The sequence below is a fragment of the uncultured Methanobrevibacter sp. genome, from assembly GCF_934746965.1.
Lineage (GTDB): Archaea > Methanobacteriota > Methanobacteria > Methanobacteriales > Methanobacteriaceae > Methanocatella.
In genome coordinates this window covers 109,676-131,249 of record NZ_CAKVFS010000004.1, presented here as the reverse complement: position 1 = coordinate 131,249, position 21,574 = coordinate 109,676, and the positions used below count along the sequence as shown (strand labels likewise).

13 protein-coding genes and 2 tRNA genes are annotated in these 21,574 nt (G+C 27.4%); 3 read left to right on the top strand and 12 right to left on the bottom strand.

Annotation, left to right across the window (positions count from 1 at the left end; genetic code table 11):
• Positions 1-263: 263 nt before the first annotated feature.
• Entirely contained in the window at positions 264-7,643 is a 7,380-nt protein-coding gene (locus Q0984_RS04415) for an Ig-like domain repeat protein (RefSeq protein WP_299524150.1), read from the bottom strand.
• 546 nt (positions 7,644-8,189) lie between these two features.
• Here Q0984_RS04415 and Q0984_RS04410 point away from each other — a divergent pair.
• Both Q0984_RS04410 and cobQ read left to right on the top strand, forming a co-directional pair.
• Positions 8,190-8,465, top strand: coding sequence for a MarR family transcriptional regulator (locus Q0984_RS04410; RefSeq protein ID WP_299524148.1), 276 nt, complete (start codon positions 8,190-8,192; stop codon positions 8,463-8,465).
• A gap of 82 nt (positions 8,466-8,547) precedes the next feature.
• Entirely contained in the window at positions 8,548-10,089 is a 1,542-nt protein-coding gene (gene cobQ, locus Q0984_RS04405; protein ID WP_299524146.1) for a cobyric acid synthase CobQ, read from the top strand.
• On the opposite strand, the gene Q0984_RS04400 is transcribed toward cobQ, so the two are convergent.
• From Q0984_RS04400 to Q0984_RS04350, 11 genes are all read right to left on the bottom strand, one after another.
• Positions 10,064-10,795 (bottom strand): methyltransferase domain-containing protein, encoded by a 732-nt coding sequence (locus tag Q0984_RS04400; protein WP_365907018.1) that lies wholly within the window; start codon positions 10,793-10,795, stop codon positions 10,064-10,066. The genes cobQ and Q0984_RS04400 overlap by 26 nt on opposite strands.
• A gap of 49 nt (positions 10,796-10,844) precedes the next feature.
• Entirely contained in the window at positions 10,845-11,114 is a 270-nt protein-coding gene (locus Q0984_RS04395; protein ID WP_299524142.1) for a hypothetical protein, read from the bottom strand.
• 72 nt (positions 11,115-11,186) lie between these two features.
• Positions 11,187-12,347, bottom strand: a complete 1,161-nt coding sequence (locus tag Q0984_RS04390; RefSeq protein WP_299524131.1) for a thiolase domain-containing protein — start codon at positions 12,345-12,347, stop codon at positions 11,187-11,189.
• Between the two features lie 18 nt (positions 12,348-12,365).
• Positions 12,366-13,403 carry a hydroxymethylglutaryl-CoA synthase gene (locus Q0984_RS04385; RefSeq protein WP_299524128.1) on the bottom strand — a complete coding sequence of 346 codons (1,038 nt, stop codon included), beginning with the start codon at positions 13,401-13,403 and terminating at the stop codon, positions 12,366-12,368.
• A gap of 157 nt (positions 13,404-13,560) precedes the next feature.
• Positions 13,561-13,634: transfer RNA gene (locus Q0984_RS04380), tRNA-Gly, on the bottom strand.
• A gap of 5 nt (positions 13,635-13,639) precedes the next feature.
• Positions 13,640-13,713, bottom strand: a tRNA-Gly gene (locus Q0984_RS04375).
• A 56-nt stretch (positions 13,714-13,769) separates the two neighbouring features.
• Positions 13,770-15,197: a flippase gene (locus Q0984_RS04370; protein WP_299524125.1), complete on the bottom strand. Its 1,428-nt coding sequence runs from the start codon at positions 15,195-15,197 to the stop codon at positions 13,770-13,772.
• Between the two features lie 49 nt (positions 15,198-15,246).
• A complete protein-coding gene (locus tag Q0984_RS04365) occupies positions 15,247-16,677 on the bottom strand; it encodes a flippase (RefSeq protein ID WP_299524122.1) in 1,431 nt (476 codons plus the stop codon).
• 50 nt (positions 16,678-16,727) lie between these two features.
• A complete protein-coding gene (locus Q0984_RS04360) occupies positions 16,728-17,390 on the bottom strand; it encodes a class I SAM-dependent methyltransferase (RefSeq protein WP_299524120.1) in 663 nt (220 codons plus the stop codon).
• 10 nt (positions 17,391-17,400) lie between these two features.
• Positions 17,401-19,380: a tRNA guanosine(15) transglycosylase TgtA gene (tgtA, locus tag Q0984_RS04355; RefSeq protein ID WP_299524117.1), complete on the bottom strand. Its 1,980-nt coding sequence runs from the start codon at positions 19,378-19,380 to the stop codon at positions 17,401-17,403.
• Between the two features lie 104 nt (positions 19,381-19,484).
• Positions 19,485-20,543, bottom strand: a complete 1,059-nt coding sequence (locus tag Q0984_RS04350; RefSeq protein WP_365907013.1) for an acyltransferase family protein — start codon at positions 20,541-20,543, stop codon at positions 19,485-19,487.
• Between the two features lie 179 nt (positions 20,544-20,722).
• On the opposite strand from Q0984_RS04350, the gene Q0984_RS04345 reads away from it, so the two are divergent.
• Positions 20,723-21,478 (top strand): hypothetical protein, encoded by a 756-nt coding sequence (locus tag Q0984_RS04345; protein ID WP_299524111.1) that lies wholly within the window; start codon positions 20,723-20,725, stop codon positions 21,476-21,478.
• Positions 21,479-21,574 lie beyond the last annotated feature (96 nt).

The window sequence follows — 21,574 nt, the reverse complement described above, 5'->3', positions numbered from 1 at the left end:
CAAAAGCCTCATTTTCTTCTATTTCAGGCTTTAATACAGTTTCTTTTGAGGAATCATCGATAGATTCTTGTTCTTCAAATTTCATGAAACCTACCTCTACATAATTTTTTAGTTCAATATAATTCAACAATAAATAATATAAGTTAATTTACTATTTAAATATTGGCAAATTAGTATATAAAAAGTTTTCTATTTTAGTAAATTTAAGTAAGTAAAATAAGATTAAAAAAAGAAAAATAAAATAAATGAAATAAATCATTTACTTAATCAATTTTAATTGTGTTTCCAGTTTGATAACCATTCCAAATAGAGGTAATGATATATTCGCCTTTTATTAAGTTAATATTTAAGCTTGCTATACCCTCATCATTGGTAATTCTATGATAAAATACACCATTTACATTAAATGTTACATTTTGATTAGCTAAAGGCTTACCTTGACCATTAACAGTTTTTGCAGTAAATTTACTGCCGTCTTGGAACTTCATAGAAAGATCTCTGGTTTCAAGAGTTGGTAAAACATTTACTTTATTACCTACTTCCAATCCCTCATAGATTGTGGTAATGACATAGTTTCCCGGTCTTAAGTTAATAGCTAAGCTTACTACTCCTTTATCATTAGTTGTACGTTTGTAAAATACACCATTGATGTTAAATGTAACTTCTTTGTTAATTGCTAGGCTTCCGTCTTTATTGTAAATTGTTGCTTCGAATTTAGAAGCATTCTGGAAGTATTTTGTCAAATCATTAGCTTCAATTAAACTTTTTACAGTTATATTAAATCCTTTTTCATCATTGTTATTTGGATTAATAGCTGTTAAAATATAGTTTCCAGGCCTTAAATTAATAGAAAGTTTAGCTACACCATTTCCATCAGTTTTACGTGTGTAAAATACACCATTAATATTAAACTTAACATCAGTTTTAACTAATAAATTACCGTTACTATCTACAAATGTAGCATAAAACTGAGTTCCATTTTGATACATTTTAATAATATTTTGACCATTAATTGTTGATTTAATAATTATATTTGAATCAACAGAGGTGCCATTATACTTAGTTATTACTTTGTAAGTTCCAGAAACTAAATTAATAGCCATAGATGCAGTACCATCATTACCTGTGATTCTTTTATAAGTAGCACCATTAATAGTAAATATGATTTCAGCATTAGCTATTGGTTTACCATTAGAATCTACTAATTTAGCAATAAGCCTTTCAGAACCTTTGTAAAACTTAATAACATCATCAACAGTTAGAACAAATACTTTCTTATCAACAGTAATTACCCCACTTGCCGTACCTCTTTCATATTTATTATCCCCATAATAAGTTACAATAAATTCATGAGTTCCTGCAGGAATATTTGGAATAATTATTTTAGCTTTACCATTCTCTACTTTAGCAATATAAGGTTTATTATTAATTGATAATGTTATATTACCAGTTGCATCTTGAGGTAAAATTACAATTATTTCAGCATCTTCACCCTCACTTACTTTTGATATATTGAATTTGATATCATAATTTGATATTTTTGATACTTTAAATGAAGATGAATTTTTACTAGACAAATACTTAGAATCACCATTATAATTTACTTCAACAGTATAAGTACCACTAGTTAAATCTTTAATAACTAAAGTAGCTTTACCATTTTTAACTTCAATATTTTCAGATTTACCATTGATAGTAATAGTTACACTACCTGTAGCATCATTAGGGACAATTACATTAACAATAGCATTATCTCCAACAATAATATCATCAACAGACACTAAAACAGAAGAAATCTTTTTAGACACGTCAAATGAAGTAGAATTATTTGAATTTGAATATCTTGAATCACCAGTATAAATCACTTGAACTTTATAATTACCTTCAGCTAAATTTTTGACAACTAATGTGGCCTTAGAGTCAATGAGAGATACAGTTTCAGTTTTATCCCCAATGACCAAAATTACATTACCAGTAGCTCCTTTAGAAACAACAACATTGATAATAACATCCTCACCTACAACAACATCATCAACAGACACTAAAACAGAAGAATCCCTTTTAGACACATTAAATGAAGTAGAGTTTTTACTAGCTAAATATCTTGAATCACCATTATAAGTAGCACTAACTGTATAATCACCAACATTTAAATTAGAAATAGTAATACTACCTTTACCATTTTTAACAATGATATTTTCAGTTTTACCATTTATAACAAGAGTTACATTACCTGTTGCATCATTTGGAACAATAATATTAATAACAGCATCATCTCCAACATTAATATCATCAACAGACACTATAATAAAAGATTTAAGTTTATCAACAGAAAATACATAACTATCTTTACTAGCTAAATATTTTGCATCACCGACATATTCAACATTAATTTTATATTCAGCATCTGTTAAGTTATTAATAATCACTGTAGCTTTACTATTTTTGAGTTCTATAATTTGTGATTTTCCATTAATTGTTACAACTATTTTACCAGTAGCTCCTGGAGTAACCTCAATATTTACAATAGCATCTTTTCCAATTTCTATATTACCAACAGAAATATTTATTTGAGAATCATATTTAGTTACATTAAATAAAACAGATGTTTCAGATGGTTTATATTTACTATATCCATTGTAAATGATATTAGCAGTGTATTCTCCAGCACTTAAATCTTTAATATTTGCTAAAACTTTACCGTTTTCAATAGTGAAATTTTTAACTATATTTCCAATTATAACTGTTACAATACCTGTAGCATCCTTAGGCACTGAAATATCAATAATTAAATCATCACCAACTTTAATATTGTCAATTGATGCATTAATTGTTGAAACAAATTTACCTATTCCTAATGCATAGACTGTTTTATCACTGTGTACATAAATTATTCCATCATTACTTATGGATATACCACCATTAATTGGAGATTTTGCATCAAATACCCATAATAATTTACCAGAATTATCAATAGCAATAACTTTTCCACCATTTGATCCAACATAAATATTTCCCTGATTATCAACAACCATAGAAGAAGAATTACTTCCTAAATTATACAACACAGAAGTTTCACCATTGTTAAATATGTCCACTTTGTAAATATTACCATCTTTACCTACAGTGTAAAGACTACCTGCATCTTCATCTAAAACTAATGTAGATCCACATACAGCTAATTTTGAAGTCCACAATACATTATTTATATTTAATGCAGTGATTTTACCATCTTTACCTATAGTATAAATCACATTATTTTCATCAGCAACTGGGCGTCCTACACCACCAATATTAGCAAAACTTCCAACAACAGTTTTTGAAGTAGTATTGATTATTTTAAGACCTTCAACAGTATTAATACATACTAACCCATTATTTAATACAGTAGGTGCACTAGTTGGTTGTGCTCCTAATGCAATCATAGTAGGTGCCCCTCCAGTTTGCCACATTTTATAAGGTACAATTACTAAATAATATCCTTTATCAGAATATTGATATTCACTAGATATGTATATATTACCATTTAAATCAACAACTGGTGAAAATTCACTTGAACCTTGCCAAATATTAGCATTACTTAATTTTTTACCAGTAGTTTTATTTATAAAGTGTAGTGCATCACCTGATTTTGGTGCTATAATAATATCACGACAAATAGCTAACCCCGGACTAATTGCATTTCCATAACCATTAGTAAATTTCCATCTTAAAGTACCATTTGAGGTAAATGAATATATTCCACCAGTAGTTGCCACATAAATATTTCCATCTTCATCAATAACTATGGAACCATTAATTTGACCACCACTTATAACATAATTCCAGATATCATTACCATTACTATTACCAGTATAATTTGATTTACCTCCATTTTTAGTATCAAATCCATCTTGATTCCATTGATAATCAGGATAAGGTATTACTGTAATATTTGTAGAATTTTCACACCCATAATAAACAAAATTACCTTTATAAACTGCTTTAATTGTGTAATTTCCTGCAGGTAAATCATAAAACTCTACAGAACATTTACCATTTGCATTTAATTTTATAGTTTTAACTACATCACCAATAGTAATTATAACTTCTTCATCTTTTCCAGGTGCTGGTTGAATAACAACATTTACTAAAATTTTACCTCCAACTTTAACATCACTTGCATCAATAATTAATGAAGAGTTAGTTTTATTATTTGCAAAGTCTACATTTTTTTCATAAGAATTGTATTTACTATCCCCACTATAATAAACTTTGACGGTATGTTTACCAAAGCTAATATTATTATATTCAACAGTTATAATTTTACCATCTGCAACAATATTTTTTACATTGCCTTCAAAATCAACAGTTATATTTCCTTTAGCACCACTAGGTAAAATAATATCTATTTTAATTGAATCACCATAATCATTGAAAGTTATATTAACTTCCATTTCAGGATTAACACCTAATACATTAATTGAAGCTGTGTTTGAAGCACTTTGATAATTACCATCACCTTCATAATTAGCTACAATATCATAACTACCTCTAGCTAAATTAGGAATTATTAAAGTACCAGTTCCATTTACTAAATTAACAGTGTATTTTTTACCATCAATATTAATTACAACATTACCTGTTGCTTTAGCATCATCTAAAGTTATTTTAATTACAAGGTCTTCACCATATTTAATATCTCCAGTAAATATATTTACATTAGTTGTTCCTTTTAGTATATTAAAGTCCACAGTATTTATTATTCCAAATAAATCAACAGTTAAAGAGCCTATACCTACAGATTCAGGAGTATAAATAATTTGAAATACCCCATTTGTAAATTTATCATAAACAGAAGTAATAACACCATTAACAACTGCAATATTTATAACTGGCAATAATAACTTAGAAGCATCATCATATTTTGTAATTTCACCTTTGTTATTAACTATATGAGCTAAATCAACAGTAACTAATGCATTTTCAGTAATTGTAAATTCATTATTATTAGCAGATGCATTTAAAAATAACCAAATGTTTGGATTAAAAGTTCTTGCTACTTTTGGAACATCAGTTAAATTATCAACAGTATTACCCCACCAATTATTATCAATAACTAAATTTGCACTACCTGACACTACATCAAACATGTATCCAGTAGTTTTAGTTGGATTATTATTTAAAAATATTGAATTTTCAACTGTAAATGTAGCTTGTTTAAGAATATATGCAATAGTTCCCTGAGAAGCAGAATTATTAATAAATATTGATGAAGAAACTGTTACAGAATATTTATTTCCAACAGCATTAGTATATAAACAAACACCTTTATCTAAACCATTATTATTTGTAAAAATAGATCTAGATACAGTCAATCCATAATTAGCATCATCAACCATTAAAGCAATGCAACCTTGATTCACACTATTATTCTCGAAAATTGTATTACTGATAATAGCTTGTTGGTCTTTAAGTGCGATATAAATTAAATTACCCCTATCAATAGCACTAGAAGACTTTCTTTCAGTCACAACATTATTTGCAAATATACAATTGTCCATAGCCAAATAATTAGTATAAATACATTTAAATACCCCATTATTTGTAAAATTTGAATTTGATATAATCAAATTATAAACATTAATAAGAATACTTTTAGTATTTTGATTATTTAAATAAAATTCACAATTATCTATTTCAACTTCTTTAGCATTTAAACCATTTATAATTTCACTATTAGTTATATTAGTAAACCTTAAACCTTTAAAAGTAACAGTTGCATTGTTTGTTATATTAAATATTGGCATAGTGTAATCAACACATCCAATAATAACATTTCCTTGACCAACAATCTTTAAATCACTACTAATAACCAAACCATACTCACTATAAGTCCCATCTAAAATGTAAATTCCATTAGTATTTAAAGAAATAGCTCTAGCTATTGTACGTACAGGTGAATCTTTACTACCATTATTTGCATCATTACCATTCACAGAAACATAAATATATTCTATAGGCACACCATTAACTATAAGAACATTAGTACCATTCTCTGCTACTACAGGACGTACATATACTTTATGTTCTTTACCATCAGTAAATGTTAAATTAAAATGAGTATCATGAACTGTTTTTACATAAACACCATCTACATAAACCAGATAACCTTCCCTAGATAATATATCTTCATCATAATATTTTTGATTCTTAATTGTTGCTTGAATATATAATGTTGTTGTATTACCAATTCTACTTTCTTCACTAAGTTTAATTTTGGAAAATACAATTGAATTATTTTCATAATAATTATTAGATAATTCCAATATAGAATTAGAAAGATCAATCACCAACACATCACCAGATTTAGTATGGTTAAAAAATTTATTATTTATCAACCTAACATTTGGAGAACCATAACCTTGTGCTTGATTTGCACATATTGCAGTACCAATAGATGCACTATTAGAGATAAAAGTAGAATTATATACATCTAAATCACCATTGTCCATTATAGAAATAGCACCACCTCTACCAGTACCAGTTGTAGATTCACCACCTATAGTCCAACAATTATTTTCATTATATTGGAATAATGAGTTTTCAATATATATATGTGGATTAGATCCATAATAACATGCACCAATAGCTCCACCACCATTATTAGTTGTACAATTATTACCTGTAAAAGTAGAGTTATATATCTGTAAGTAACTGTAAGTATATAATGCACCACCATTCCATCCAGCTACATTATCAGTAAAGTTAGAATTATATATAGTTGTGTTAGCTCCACTATGAGTATGTATTGCTCCAGCCCACCAAAAAGCCTTATTTTTATAAAATGTAGAATTTTTAACAATTAATTGACCACAATTATTAATACAACCTGGTTCAGTTGATGCATAATTATTTTCAAAATAACAATTCTCCACTAACATATGTGCAGTATTACAAGATAAACCTGCATTAGGATCATAAATACTTAAAATACCAAAACAAGTATTAATATTTGTAAAATTACAATTTTTAACAGAAGTATAACCTCTTTTAATATAATAAACACATGCATGACTTAATTGTGAAGTTATATTATCAAAAATACAATTTTCAAGAGTATTTTCATTAGAATTACCAGCTAATTCTATAAACATTCCACTTTCTAGAGGTTCATTTTGTGAAAGAATCATCCATTTAAAAGTTAGATTAAATAATTTTAAACTAATACCTGAATTTTCTGCAGTTTTTATTGGAGTATAATAAACTGTATGTGGATTATTTGATTTATCCCCAAAATAAGCCCCATTATTTCCTAAAATTGTTACGTTATTTTTAACAATAATCTGATTTGAGCTATCATTTCCATCAACTGGATAAAAATTAGTATTTTCCTTTAATTGAAGAACATAATTTTTATCAGTTTTTTCACAATAACTTTTTAGTTCATTCCAGTCATTAACAATAATAACATCATTAGATGGATTAGCTAATGTATTATTAACCTGGAAATTATAATTACCTTGAGTACATTCTATGGAAGAGTCATCTAAATATGAATCATATGAATCAGAACTTCCCGAATCCTCCGCATTTACACTACTAATTCCAAAAATAAGAATTAATAATATAATGCTTAAAAAAAATTGCTTATGAAATTTCATAAATAATCAACCTTCAATATACATTTTTTATAAAATATATTTTATTAATAATAAAATAATTTTTACATTTATAATTATTAACTACATTAATATATAATATTATAGACAAATTAAGAAAAAATCAAATAAAATACTATTAAAATCAAAAAAAGAGCATACAATACAAAATTAACAAATAATTATACTTTTTATTAATAATCTATACACTAAGAAAATTAATTAACCCACTAATTAATTTAAAGTTTATAAGTATAATTATTAATTGTTAATTTTGCAACCTTATTTAAATCCATTACTATTTAATCAATAAATAGTAACTAAAAACCTTTTTATACAATAGTCAATAGCTATTATAAAAATGTAAATCAAAGTAAATTTTATAATTTTTACTCAATTTACATTTTATTAATTTATTTAAAGTACTATAAAATTGTTACTAAAACGAAATAAATAAAATAAATATGAAATAAAAAATAATAAAATTAGAATAATATGAAATAAAGTCACAAATAATAAAGTTATTGATACAATATAAAGACATATAACATGAATAAAAAGTTAAATGATGAACATACTTGGGAAATCGTCGGGTTTATAAAAGTATCACCATCAAGATACAAAACTATAAAAACTTTAAATGAGGATTACAAAATGCCTTCAGAAATTGCAAAAGAAACTAATTTACGTCCCACACAAGTATCTAATGCATTAAACGATTTAAAAAGAAAAGAATTAGTTATATGTTTAAATGAAAATGCTAAAAAAGGCAGGCTTTACAAAGCAACCAAATTAGGATTAAAGATACTTGAAATATTAAAATAACTCATTTTTAAACAAAAAACCAATTAACATTTATAAAATATTAAAAACAAATTATATCTTAAAATAAATAAAAGTGGTTTTAATGGTTAAATGTTTAATGGTTCAAGGAACATCATCAAATGCTGGTAAAAGTATGCTTGTAGCTGCATTATGTAGAATATATAAAAATCGAGGATATAATGTAGCTCCTTTCAAATCACAAAATATGTCTTTAAACTCATATACAACTAAAGAAAATGGAGAAATTGGAATAGCTCAAATGTTACAAGCTGAAGCTGCAATGGTTGAACCAAGTATACATATGAACCCTATTCTTTTAAAACCAAAAGGTAATTTTACATCCAATGTAATTATCCAAGGAAAATCCATTGGAGACATGAATTTTTACCAATATCAACATGACTATCACGATATAGCTTATAAAGCTATTCAGGAAAGTTTCAATATTTTAAAAGAAAAATATGACATTATTATTATTGAAGGTGCAGGATCACCTGCTGAAATCAATATGCGTAAAGAAGATTTAGCCAATATGGAAATTGCACATATGACTAATGCAAATGTTATATTAATAGCTGATATTGAAATGGGTGGTGTTTTTGCAGCAATTGCTGGAACATATGTTCTTTTAGATGATTATGATAGATCTCGTTTAAAAGCAACAGTTATTAATAAATTCAGAGGTAATTTAGATATTTTAAAACCTGGTCTTGATAGAATTGAAGAAATCACTGGTGCTCCAGTTTTAGGAGTTTTACCTTATGATGAAACATTAAAATTACCTGAAGAAGATTCAGCATCATTAACTACACACGTATTTGATGAAAATAAAGATATTACTATTGGTGTTATAAGACTTCCTAAAATTTCCAATTTTACAGATATTGATCCATTTGAATTTGAGGAAGATGTTGGAATTAAAATGATTAATCTCAATGATGAACTTGAAGATATTGATGCTATTATAATACCTGGAACACGTAACTCTACACAAGATATAAAAGCATTATGTGAAAGTGGATTAGCTGACAAAATAATAGCTAAATCCAAAGAGATACCAATTGTAGGAATCTGTGGAGGATATCAAATCCTTGGAAACATGATTTATGATGATAATAAAAAAGAATCAGATGTTGGAACTATAGAAGGATTAAAATTATTAAATATTGAATCAAAATTTCAACATAGAGATAAAATAGTAACCCAATCAATTGCACTTATACCTAAAAAAGAAGAGTTATCTGGAATAGCTCGTGAAATATTTAGCAAAATAGCTGGCGAGAAAGTTACAGGATATGAAATTCATGAAGGTACAACACACATAAATCACAGCAAACAAACAAGCCCATTCTTAATTGTTGAAAAAGGACAAGGAAATAATGATGAAGGCATGTATGATGGAGCATGTAATGGAAATATATTTGGAACTTATTTCCATGGAATATTTCACAACTATAATTTGAGACGTGAATTTTTAAATTACTTACGTCTAAAAAAAGGTCTGGAAGCAAAATATGGTGAAGACCCTTATGAAACACAAAAAGATTATTCATTAAATAAACTAGCTCAAATTGTTGAAGAAAACTTGGATATGGAAATTATTGATAAGCTGATTTTTTCATAATATAAAAAACATAACTATAATCATCACTATTATTTTCATATAAATCTATTTCTTTTTTAAAATCTTTTTTAAAGCTATTATTGTCTAAATCTTTTAAATTACTTTTTAAATTATGATAATAACTTTCAAAATCTTTTTTAGGTAAGATAAAATAATCTACAAATATATATCCTTCTTCTTTTATTTGATTTATTTTATTATCAATACTATCAATTTCTGAATAATGTGTTTTCCAAAAATTTTTAGATTCAAATGATGGTTTTTGAATCCATGATAACTCTGAAATAATTAAATAACCATCATCTTTTAAAACACGTTTCCACTCTTTAAGTGCTTTTTTAAAACCCATAATATATGCAGAAGCTTCACTAAATACTATTTCAAACTCACAATTAGGATAATCCAAATCATTCATATCCATTTGACAAGTATAAACTCTATTTCCCAAATCATATTTATTTATTTTTTCATCCAAACATTTTAAATAATGATTAAATAAATCAATAGCTTCAATAGTTGAATTTTTAAAATATTTAGCCAATAATAAAGTTTGAGAACCTACTCCGCAACCAATATCTAAAATATTTAATTCAGAGTCTCTATTAAAATCAATGTAATTAATAGCTTTTAAAGTAGATTCATCACTTCCAGGAGCTAATCTATCCATATTTCTAAAAGCTTCATAAAAATAAAGTGGAATTTCCATAAAAATCATAAAAAAAGAGAAATAAATCTCTTAAAATAAAAAAAAGAATTTATTCAATTGATTCAATTTCAATGTCAAAAGTCATAGCTTTCATATTAGCTTTTTCTCCAACATTTTTAATAGTAAATATAGGAGAATCATTTAACATTAAATTGTTGTTAATTTCTCTCATTTTATTGTTTACTACTTCTTTAGGATGGAAAAATTTACCTTCAGCTTCATCAAAGTATTTGAAACTGTCTACAGATTCTCCTTCTAAATCATAAACAAATTTTTCACTTGGGTTTTTAGTATTTACTGCGGTTATTTTAAATTTCATATTATACTCTCTCCAAAAATATTTTTAATTAATAATATATATTTTAAAGTATTTAAAAGAAAAGATGATTATTTAATCACGATCTCTTCCAAATACATGTACTGCTGCAGTACCTCCAGTACCACCAATATTATGGGTCAAACCAATTTCAGCACCATCAACTTGACGTTTACCAGCTTCACCCCTAAGTTGCCATACAACTTCAGCAGCTTGAGCAATACCAGTTGCTCCAAGAGGGTGTCCACGAGCTTTTAAACCTCCAGATGGGTTAATTGGGAAATCACCGTCAATTTCAGTTTGACCTTCTTCAATAGCTTTTCCACCTTCACCTTTTTTAGCGAATCCTAGGTCCTCTACAGCTAAAAGACCATTAATTGAGAAACAGTCATGAACTTCTGCAAGATCAATATCTTTAGTAGTAACTCCTGCCATTTCATATGCTTTTTTAGAAGCTACTTTAGTTGATTCAATAGTAGTTAAATCTTTTCTACTATGTAATGCAATAGTTCCAGAAGCTTGTGCAGATGCTTTCACATAAATTGGAGTGTCTGTGTATTTTTTAGCATCTTCTGCAGGAACCATAATAACTGCAGCTGCTCCATCAGAAACTGGAGAACAATCTAAAAGTGTTAAAGGATCAGCCACCATAGTAGAGTTAATTACTTTATCTACACTAATTTCAAATGGGAATTGTGCATTTGGATTATTTTTAGCATTTTTATGGTTAACAACTGAAAATTGAGCTAATTGTTCTCTTGTAGTGCCATATTCATACATATGTCTTTTTGCAATCATTGCATATAATGATGGGAAAGTAGCTCCTTGTTGTGCTTCCCATTCTTGATCAGATGCAGTAGCAATAGCTGGAGTAGCATCTACAACATCAGTCATTTTTTCCACACCTGCAGAAATTACCACATCATGGAAACCTGATGCAACTGCCATAATTCCTTGTCTTAATGCAAGACCTCCAGATGCACATGCTGCTTCTACCCTAGTAGTTGGAATTGGATTAAGACCCATATGATCAGAAATAAGTGCAGCAATATGCTCTTGATCTACAAATAAACCAGAAGACATATTTCCAACATACATCGCTTCAATATCGTCCCCTTCAACTTCAGCATCCATAATAGCTTTTACACCAGCTTCAGCGATTAAATCCCTAAAAGATGAATCCCATAATTCACCAAATTTAGTTTGTGAAACTCCTATAATTGCAACATCTCTCATAATTAATCTCCTTTACACCTACATTTTAATTTTGCCTTTGAATTTAGCATAAACAGCATAATCAACATATTGTTTCCTATCAATTATTTCTTGTGTTTTTGGAGCTAAATCTCTTCTTTCTTTAATTTCTTCATTAACAGTTAAAGTGAATCCATCACTACCTGCACCAGATCCATATGAAACAACAAATATTTTATCGCCAGGTTCTGCAACATCTAAAATATTAGATAATGCCAATGGAACTGCACCAGAATAAGTATTTCCAATATTAGGAGTTAAAAGACCTTGTTTAATTTGTTCTGCTGTAAATCCTAATTTTTTACCAGCTCTTAAGTAAAATTTACCATTAGGTTGGTGGAAACAAGCATAATCATAATCTTCTACTTTAGAATCAGTTTTTTCAAGTAACCCTTTTGCAGCATTTAATACATGTTTAAAGTATGCTGGTTCACCAGTAAAACGACCACCATGAGATGGATAATCTTGTCCTTCTCTCCTATAAAAATCAGGAGTATCAGTAGTAAAACTATATGTTTCTTCAATATCTGCAAGAGTATTTTTTTTACCAATAATATATGCAGCTCCTCCAGCAGATGCAGTATATTCTAAAGCATCACCAGGTGCACCTTGAGATGTATCAGCACCAATAGCTAACCCATATTCAACCATGCCAGAATCTACAAGCCCCATATTCATTTGAATACCAGCAGTCCCAGCTTTACAAGCAAATTCTAAATCAGCTGCAGTTAACACAGGAGTAGCATTTATAGCTTCTGCAACAATAGTTGCAGTTGGTTTTACTGCATAGGGATGTGATTCAGAACCAACATAAATAGCTCCTATTTTTTGTGGATCAATTTGAGCTCTTGCTAGAGCATATCTAGCAGCAGTTACTGCAATAGTAGCAGTATCTTCATCAGCAGAAGGAACGGATTTTTCATTTACAACTAAACCATTAGATAAAGCAACAGGATCATCTCCCCATACTTTAGCAATTTCTTCCACTTTTATTCTATATGACGGCACATATGCCCCATATCCAACAATTCCTACCATAAAATCACCAAGATTTTTTAATATTTTTAAATAAATTAGTTAGAAAACTAACTTTAGTAATTTAATGTTTATAAAAAGTATTATATAAAAGTAACTACAAAAATTAGCCATTATAATAAGAAATCAGAAAAAAAATAAGAAAAATAGTTAAAACAAATGCAGTTGCCGGGATTCGAACCCGGGTTGTAGGCTTGGAAGGCCCAAGTAATAACCAGACTATACCACAACTGCATAAATGCGGCGTCCGGGATTTGAACCCGGGTCTCTAACGTGGCAGGCTAGAGTCTTAACCAGGCTGGACTAACACCGCATAACAAACAACAATTATACTTTTGTCATAATAGTATATAAACTTTTCGGTATTTTCTACTTCCCAATAATTTGTTTAAAAATTATTTTATCTTGATTATCAAATGTCTTAGTAACAATAATAATAATTAAATAAATTAAAACACCTGCAGGAATAGCTAACCACAAATTAAGATTGAGAATATATAACACAACACCCATAACAACAGATGAAACAATAATTTTCAAAATATCAACCAAAAGATGTTTATCTGGAAGTTGATTAATTTTATAAATTGTATACAATTCTAAAACTAAAATTAAGATTTCACTAATAACAGTAGCTATTGAAGCTCCATAAACTGAAAAATGAGGTATTAAAATTAAATTTAAAACAACATTAAATATAGCAGCCAAACAATAAATTTTAGTAACAGCAGTTTCTTTATGAGATGCATTTAAAATCATAGAACAAGCACCATTAATAAATAAGAAACAAACAGTCCATATCAATATTTTTAAAACGTTACCTGCTTCACCATATTGATTACCATAACATAAAGATATTACATCACCACCATAGAAAAATGTGGCAATAGCTATTGGAATAGTAACCATAGATAAATATTTAATTGATTTAACAAAACTAAACTGCAATAAATTCTCATCTTGTTTAAATAATTTACTCATAACTGGGAAAATAACCGAGGTGTAAATTGTGTAAAATAATGTTAAAACATTAATAAGTTTATAAGAAGAATTGTATAATCCTGTTGCATAAGTGCCTGCAAATTGAGTAATCATAACCATATCAATAGAATAATAAATCATATAAAATAAACTAGTTAAAGCAAAAGGAAGACCTCCAATAACCAGCTTTTTACAAAATTTAGAATCAAATAATGGTTTTGGAACTATAATTTTTTTAGATAAAGCTAATGTTGCATAAATTAAACCAATTATATTAGCTAAAATATATGCAAAAGTAATTCCCCATAATCCATAATTTGTAAATGTCACAGCAATAATGAATATAAATGTTAATACATTAAGTAAAGTATTTGTAATAGCTTGATACTTCATCATTTCATGAGCTTGGAAAGAAGAATACATTGCAGTTTGAAATGACTTAATTACATTTTCTACAGCAAATAAAAAACAAATTACAACAGTATAATTATCCCATCCAAGTATAAATAAAGCTAATGATACTACTCCCAAATAAAATAAAGCTAATACTAATTTAATACCAATAGCATTACCTAAATATTTTTTTTCAGAGTCAAAATCTGTAGAAATAGATCTAACAATATAAGTAGTAACTCCAAAATCAGCACAAACACCAAAAATAGTTGCAAAAGAAGTAGCAGTACCTAAAAGACCATAATCAGATACTCCCAAATAACGAGCAGTCAATATAGTCCAAACAAAAGCACAAACACTAGTTATAATTTGGGAAAACATTAACCAACTCATATTTGCAAAAACAGTTCTCACTCTACTCATAATATTAAACTCATAAATTTCTAGGATTAATATATATCAGTTTTCTATATTAAGCTTTACCTAAAATTTGTTTAATTATAAGTTTATCATCATTATCAAAGAATCTTATAAGAACAATGACTAATAAATAAACTATAATTCCAACTGGAATAGCTACCCATAAGGACATGTGAACTAAATAGAATACACCACCCATTATAACTGATGCAATAATTATTTTGATTAAATCAAAAATTAGATGTCTATTTGGAAGTTGATTAATTTTACTAATCATATACATTTCTAAAACTAAAATTAAGACATCTGTCAATACAGTCGCAAATGCAGCACCATACGCTGAGAAATATGGAATTAAACATAAATTTAATCCTGCATTAAATAAAGCAGCTAGGGAATAAATTTTAGTAACAGAAGTTTCTTTATGGGATGCGTTTAAAATCATAGAACAAGCACCATTAATAAATAAGAAACAAACAGTCCACACCAATATTTTCAATACACTATCTGCTTCCCCATATTGATTACCATAACATAAATAAATTACATCACCAGCATAGAAAAATGTAGCTACTGCTAATGGAATAGTAATCATAGATAAATATTTAATTGATTTAACAAAACTAAGACGCAACATGTCTTTTCCATTTTTAAATAGCTTACTCATAACTGGGAAAATAACTGCTGAATAAATTGTGTAAAATAATGTTAAAACATTAATTAGTTTATACGTGGAATTATAAAGTCCTGTTGCATAGGTTGTTGAAAATTGAGTAATCATAACCATGTCAATAGAATAATACAATGTGTAAAATAAAGTAGTTAAAGCAAAAGGAATGCCTGCAATGATTAATTTTTTAAAAAATGAAAAATCAAATAAAATTTTTGGAACTACAATATGATTAGTTAATGCTAGAACACAATAAACTAAACCAATCAAATTAGCTATAATATATGCAAAACTAATTCCAAGCAATCCAAAATTCGTAAAACAAATTACAACAATAAATATTAATGTTAACACATTAAGTAAAGTATTTGTAATAGCTTGATACTTCATCATTTCATGAGCTTGAAAAGAAGCAAAAAACAAATTGTAAAATGATTTAATTAAATTTTCAAGTGCAAATAAAAAAGTTATTAAAATAACATAATTATTCCAACCTAAAATAAACGAAATAAATAATGTTAAAAGTAAATAAATCACTGACAATAACAATTTAAGACCTAAAGCATTACCTAAATACTCTTTTTCAATAGTATAATCAACAGCAATAGCTCTCGTAATATAAGTAGTGACTCCTAAATCTGCAACAACAATTACAATAACAGAAAAAGAAGTTGCAGTTCCCAAAATACCATAATCAGATACTCCCAAGTAACGTGCAGTTAAAATAGTCCAAATAAAAGCACAAACACTTGTAATAATTTGAGAAGCCATTAACCAACTCATATTTGCAAAAATTGTTCGCACTTTATTCATAATCTAACCTTAGAAGTATTTGAAAAATGATATTATATTGTTTTTAATAATTAAACTTTTCTTGCAGTTACACAAATCCAGTCATTTTCATCATTGATAAATGCCTGAAAATCCTTAAAACCTGCTTCAGCAAGTGCAGATTCTAAAACATCTTCAGAATAAATTTTCATATCCAACAATTCAATTAAATCCTCATATTTGTCCATTTCACCTTCTCTGTAAACTGCCTCATTACAGAAAAATACTAATCCTTCTTTTTTAAGAACTCTATTTACTTCTTTTAAGTCATTTATAAAGTCTGGCCAAAAATAAATTGTTTCAAATCCTGTTACAATATCAAAACTTTCATCCCCAAATGGCATTTCAGATACAGAACCTTGTAAAACTTTAACTTTACCTTCATCAATAGCTTGTTTATTTAATTTTATTGATTTTTCAACACTTACTTCAGAGTAATCTATTCCTACAACACTTCCATCATCAGATATTTCAGCTGAGAAACGTTCTAGATTTCTTCCTCCACCACAACCAATGTCTAATATCTTATCATTTTTATTAATCTTAAAATGACTAACTCCCCACCTTGCCATTGTTTCATGAGATTTATTCATTCTATCCAGAATTTCATGCCCTAATTTTCCTTCTGGTTTTCTAGCATTTTTAATAAGTTTTTTATCTTCAATATTATTACCTGTATTTACTTTATCAGACATCTTTTTACCCCTATTTTTTCATTCCTTTACGTGTTTTAATAGCTTGTCCTGTTTGGAAATCAGTGATTTCATGAGCACTTAATAAGGATTTACCATAGGCAAGTAATTTATCATCTTCATTTACAATTAATACTTCATCTTTAGCCCTTATATTCTCATCACATTCAACAACAAATTTAGAAAAGACACTTTTTCCATCTAATGCAAATGGTTCTGAGTCTTTGTTAACTACAACCCTATTTTCAGGATATTTTGTAGCATTATGAAGTCTTTTTGCTCCTTCTTTTGAAAGAATTAAAAAACTATCAGAAGCTCTCATATTTACAATTAATGTTTTGCCATCATAAATATGTCTTATTTTACCTGTTTTTTTACTTTTTTCTATATTTATATTGCCTTTAAATAACTCATCACCAACTCCAACACCAAATTGATAGTCAGCAATTGCTTTAATCTTTTTAAGATCATCTTTTTTATATCTAATTTCATCAGACTGACTATGAATATTATATAATTCAACATCTAATTTTTTAATTACATTAGAATGTATCAAAACTTGATCATAATACCCTATAAATTCAGACATGAAATCTTCAATAAACTCTAAACTACTTACATCCCAAGTTCTAGGAGATTCATTTTGACTTAATGGATATACTTCATCAATTTCAAGTGGAATAAGTCCAAATGGAACATCTAATACCATAAAATCAGTATTATCCAAATCCAATTCTTGTTCACTACCATACACATAAAATGTTCCAAGTTTTCCTGAAATATATTTATTATATGGCTTACGTGAAGCAGGTAAAATAACTAAATCACGTTTTTTAGGCATTTGTCTTAATTTTTGAATATGTCTTAAAACTTCACTCCTGTATAAAGACTCTGGACCGGTGTAGAAAAATGCAGATTTTTTACTTCTAGGATCATATTTTTCTAAATCTTTATTGTAATTACCTAGTTGACGAAGTGCTTCTAATAAATTAGGATGTGCTCTACAACGCTCTTCAACTAACTCCATCAATGAACCTTCATAAATAGCTTGCCTAATTAATCTTAATTCAGCAAATGAAACATTTAAATTATGTTGAGCTATTAAATCCCTTCTTTTTTCTTTAGGCATAGCTCTTAAATCATCAGGAGTGTATTTACAACACACTTCACAAGAACATGGCATTTCTTGTAAGTTTTCAAGTTTATATGTTCCCCTAGTGGATAATAACCTATCATCTTCAGCATATAAAATATAAGCTGCAGAATCAAACAAATCACAACCCATAGCCACAGCTAGAGCAAAAATCATTGGATGACCTGCACCCATCAAATGACGAGGCTTATTATCTGGCAAGTGTGCTACACTATTCATTACAACATCAACAAGTTCTTTATAATGATATGATTCCATTAAAGGAACTACAGCACCAATAGGATACAAATCAGCGTTTAATTTTGTCAATTCATCAGCACAATTCCTTCTTAAATCTAAAAAAGTTGAACCTTGAACTACTGAATTTATTTTCATTTTCATATCTTGAGAATTTCTATAATCAATAGCTTCTTTAGCTCTGTTTAAAGTTATTTTTAAATCTTCTTCAGCTTTTTCACGAGTTACAAAAGGTGCTGTTGGAATATCTAAACTTGTTCCAATATCAGTTTTAATCAATTCTTGAAATTCAATTACTTCTTTATTTGTAATATCCACATCACCATAAACAGATAACTGGAATGAACCAGAATCTGTCATAATTGGACCATCAAAATTAATTAATTTATGTAATCCAATATCTGCAGCTTTCTTTTTTAAATCTTCATCTTTATAAATCAAATAAGCATTAGTAATTACTATATCTGCCCCATATTTTTTAACATCAATAGTTTGCTTACGTGGATGAATAACAGGCATTAAATTAGGAGTTTTTACATCACCAGAATTAGTTTTTAAAACTCCAACACGCCCTCTATTATCTTTAGCTTTAATCTCAAACATTTTATTTAACCTTAAATTAATTAGTTAAAATAAAGTTTAAATTAAAAATTATATAAATTTTCCTCATTTTTAAACTAAAAAGTAACATGAAAAAATAAAAAATATTAAATTCCAGAAAATTTATCTAAAACTGGAATTTTACTCATTAATCTAATAAAAATATTACATAGTAAAAATACAATAATCCATTCCACAATTATAGTTAATGTAGCATTACCTAAAATATTAAATGAAATGATTTTATCTAAAATATTAATAAATAATACATTAGCCAAATAAACACCATAACTTGCAATACTAAAATAAACAACTGCATTATTAATTGATTTAGAATATTTTCTCCAATCTGTATTTGATACTATTATAAATATCCCCATAGCTTGAAGACATGCATTTGGAGTAATATCCCCTAAATTAAAAAATAATAAAGACTGTTCACCAATAGCCATAGAAGATAATATTGTTCCTAAAAATGATACTAATGTTCCTATTACAAACAATAATAATCCAAAATGTTTATTTTTTAAAATAGATTTTTGTTTTACATACAAATAATATCCCAATATAAAATAACCAATACTTCCTGTGAAATATTTTAAATAATCATATAATAAAAAATCAACATTTGAAAATCCTACAAATGAGATTAAAGCCCATACAATTAAAAAATATTCTATTTCATATATTTCAGTATTATGTAACCATGTAGTAATAATTGGTGAAAATACATATAATCCTAAAATCATGTAAACAAACCAAAACTCAATTGAAGCAATAGTAGGATCCAATATTGCTTGAACCATGAAATATCCTAATTGAATTAAATCAAATGAATGGTTAATCATTACAAATTTAGCTATTACATAAATTATCAACCAAAAAATAAAAGGAATAAAAACTCTTTTAAGTCTTTTAGGAACAGAAGATATTGGTTGGTTTTTCCTTAAAATAAGAAATCCTGAAACCATTATAAATAAAGGAACTCCAAATCTGGAAATTGATTCAAAAAATACACCACAATACCAATTTGGTTGAAATACGAGTTCCGGAAGTAAATATTTTGAAGAACAATGCAATAACAACACTGCAAGTATTGCAATAGTTTTTAACCAATCAACCCAATATATACGATTTTTACCAACATCAAAATTTAAAAATTCCAAAAAAAACACACCAAATAGTATATTGTATTAAAATAGTATTTAAAATTATAGCAATTTAGAATTAAATTACAACAAATTATTATCAACCACCCAATAAGGAGATTAATAAATACACTACTACTTAGACCAATTAATTAATAAACACCAGTTATATAATATAATTATTAAAGGTGTTTAATTTGAATAATAAATCAATTATAATAATAATTTTAACTATAATTTTACTAGCTGTTATCGCTAGTGGATGTTATTTTTTATTTTTCAACAATAATGAAACTCAAACATTAACCTTTGAAAAATTTACAATTGAGGTACCAAAATCCATTGAATTTCAAACTAGTGTTAATAACATCCACATGGTCAATAGTAGCGAAGGATATTTTGTTGGTGAACTAAATACTCAAGATTTAAGTCAAGGCATAGGTGCAGGAATGTTTAAAGGAATTCTTGATAAAAATAGTGCTATTGAAGACACAAAAGGGTTTAATGTGGAAAATAATTCTGCACTACATATTTATAAGTTAAACCATGCTTCTGGAAATACAAAATATATAGCTACATATAATCCAACTGGTGTTTTTATTATTGTTGGAGCTCCTGATTTAGATAGTTTACAATCAATGGTAAACAGCATTATAATCACGAATAAAACCATAGATATAAATAATACTACATCTAACCAAAATCAAGAAGTTAAACATGTTTCACAGTCCCCAACCAAAAGTAATGAATCTGGAGAACTTAGTGAAGAAGAATTAATGTATGCATACTTTTATGGTTATTCTGATGGATACAATGATGGACATTATTCAGATTATGATTATAATTATGATTATGACTCCGGTTCTTCTGAATCTGGTTCTACTAGTTCTGATTGGTCAGAATCTGGGGAATCCTCTTATTCCATCTTGGCTTCTTTATTAAATTATATCTAATTGATATAAAATTCTCAAATTTATTTTTTAAAAAAAGTAATTATTTTTTCTAATAGATTTATATTAATCAAAAATTAATTATTTAAATAGATTAAA

Bases quoted from the DNA above. Each gene is read 5' to 3' on its own strand.
- Q0984_RS04415 (WP_299524150.1), bottom strand. From the start codon at position 7,643: ATGAAATTTCATAAGCAATTTTTTTTAAGCATTATATTATTAATTCTT.
- Q0984_RS04410 (WP_299524148.1), top strand. From the start codon at position 8,190: ATGAATAAAAAGTTAAATGATGAACATACTTGGGAAATCGTCGGGTTT.
- cobQ (WP_299524146.1), top strand. From the start codon at position 8,548: ATGGTTAAATGTTTAATGGTTCAAGGAACATCATCAAATGCTGGTAAA.
- Q0984_RS04400 (WP_365907018.1), bottom strand. From the start codon at position 10,795: ATGGAAATTCCACTTTATTTTTATGAAGCTTTTAGAAATATGGATAGA.
- Q0984_RS04395 (WP_299524142.1), bottom strand. From the start codon at position 11,114: ATGAAATTTAAAATAACCGCAGTAAATACTAAAAACCCAAGTGAAAAA.
- Q0984_RS04390 (WP_299524131.1), bottom strand. From the start codon at position 12,347: ATGAGAGATGTTGCAATTATAGGAGTTTCACAAACTAAATTTGGTGAA.
- Q0984_RS04385 (WP_299524128.1), bottom strand. From the start codon at position 13,403: ATGGTAGGAATTGTTGGATATGGGGCATATGTGCCGTCATATAGAATA.
- Q0984_RS04370 (WP_299524125.1), bottom strand. From the start codon at position 15,197: ATGAGTAGAGTGAGAACTGTTTTTGCAAATATGAGTTGGTTAATGTTT.
- Q0984_RS04365 (WP_299524122.1), bottom strand. From the start codon at position 16,677: ATGAATAAAGTGCGAACAATTTTTGCAAATATGAGTTGGTTAATGGCT.
- Q0984_RS04360 (WP_299524120.1), bottom strand. From the start codon at position 17,390: ATGTCTGATAAAGTAAATACAGGTAATAATATTGAAGATAAAAAACTT.
- tgtA (WP_299524117.1), bottom strand. From the start codon at position 19,380: ATGTTTGAGATTAAAGCTAAAGATAATAGAGGGCGTGTTGGAGTTTTA.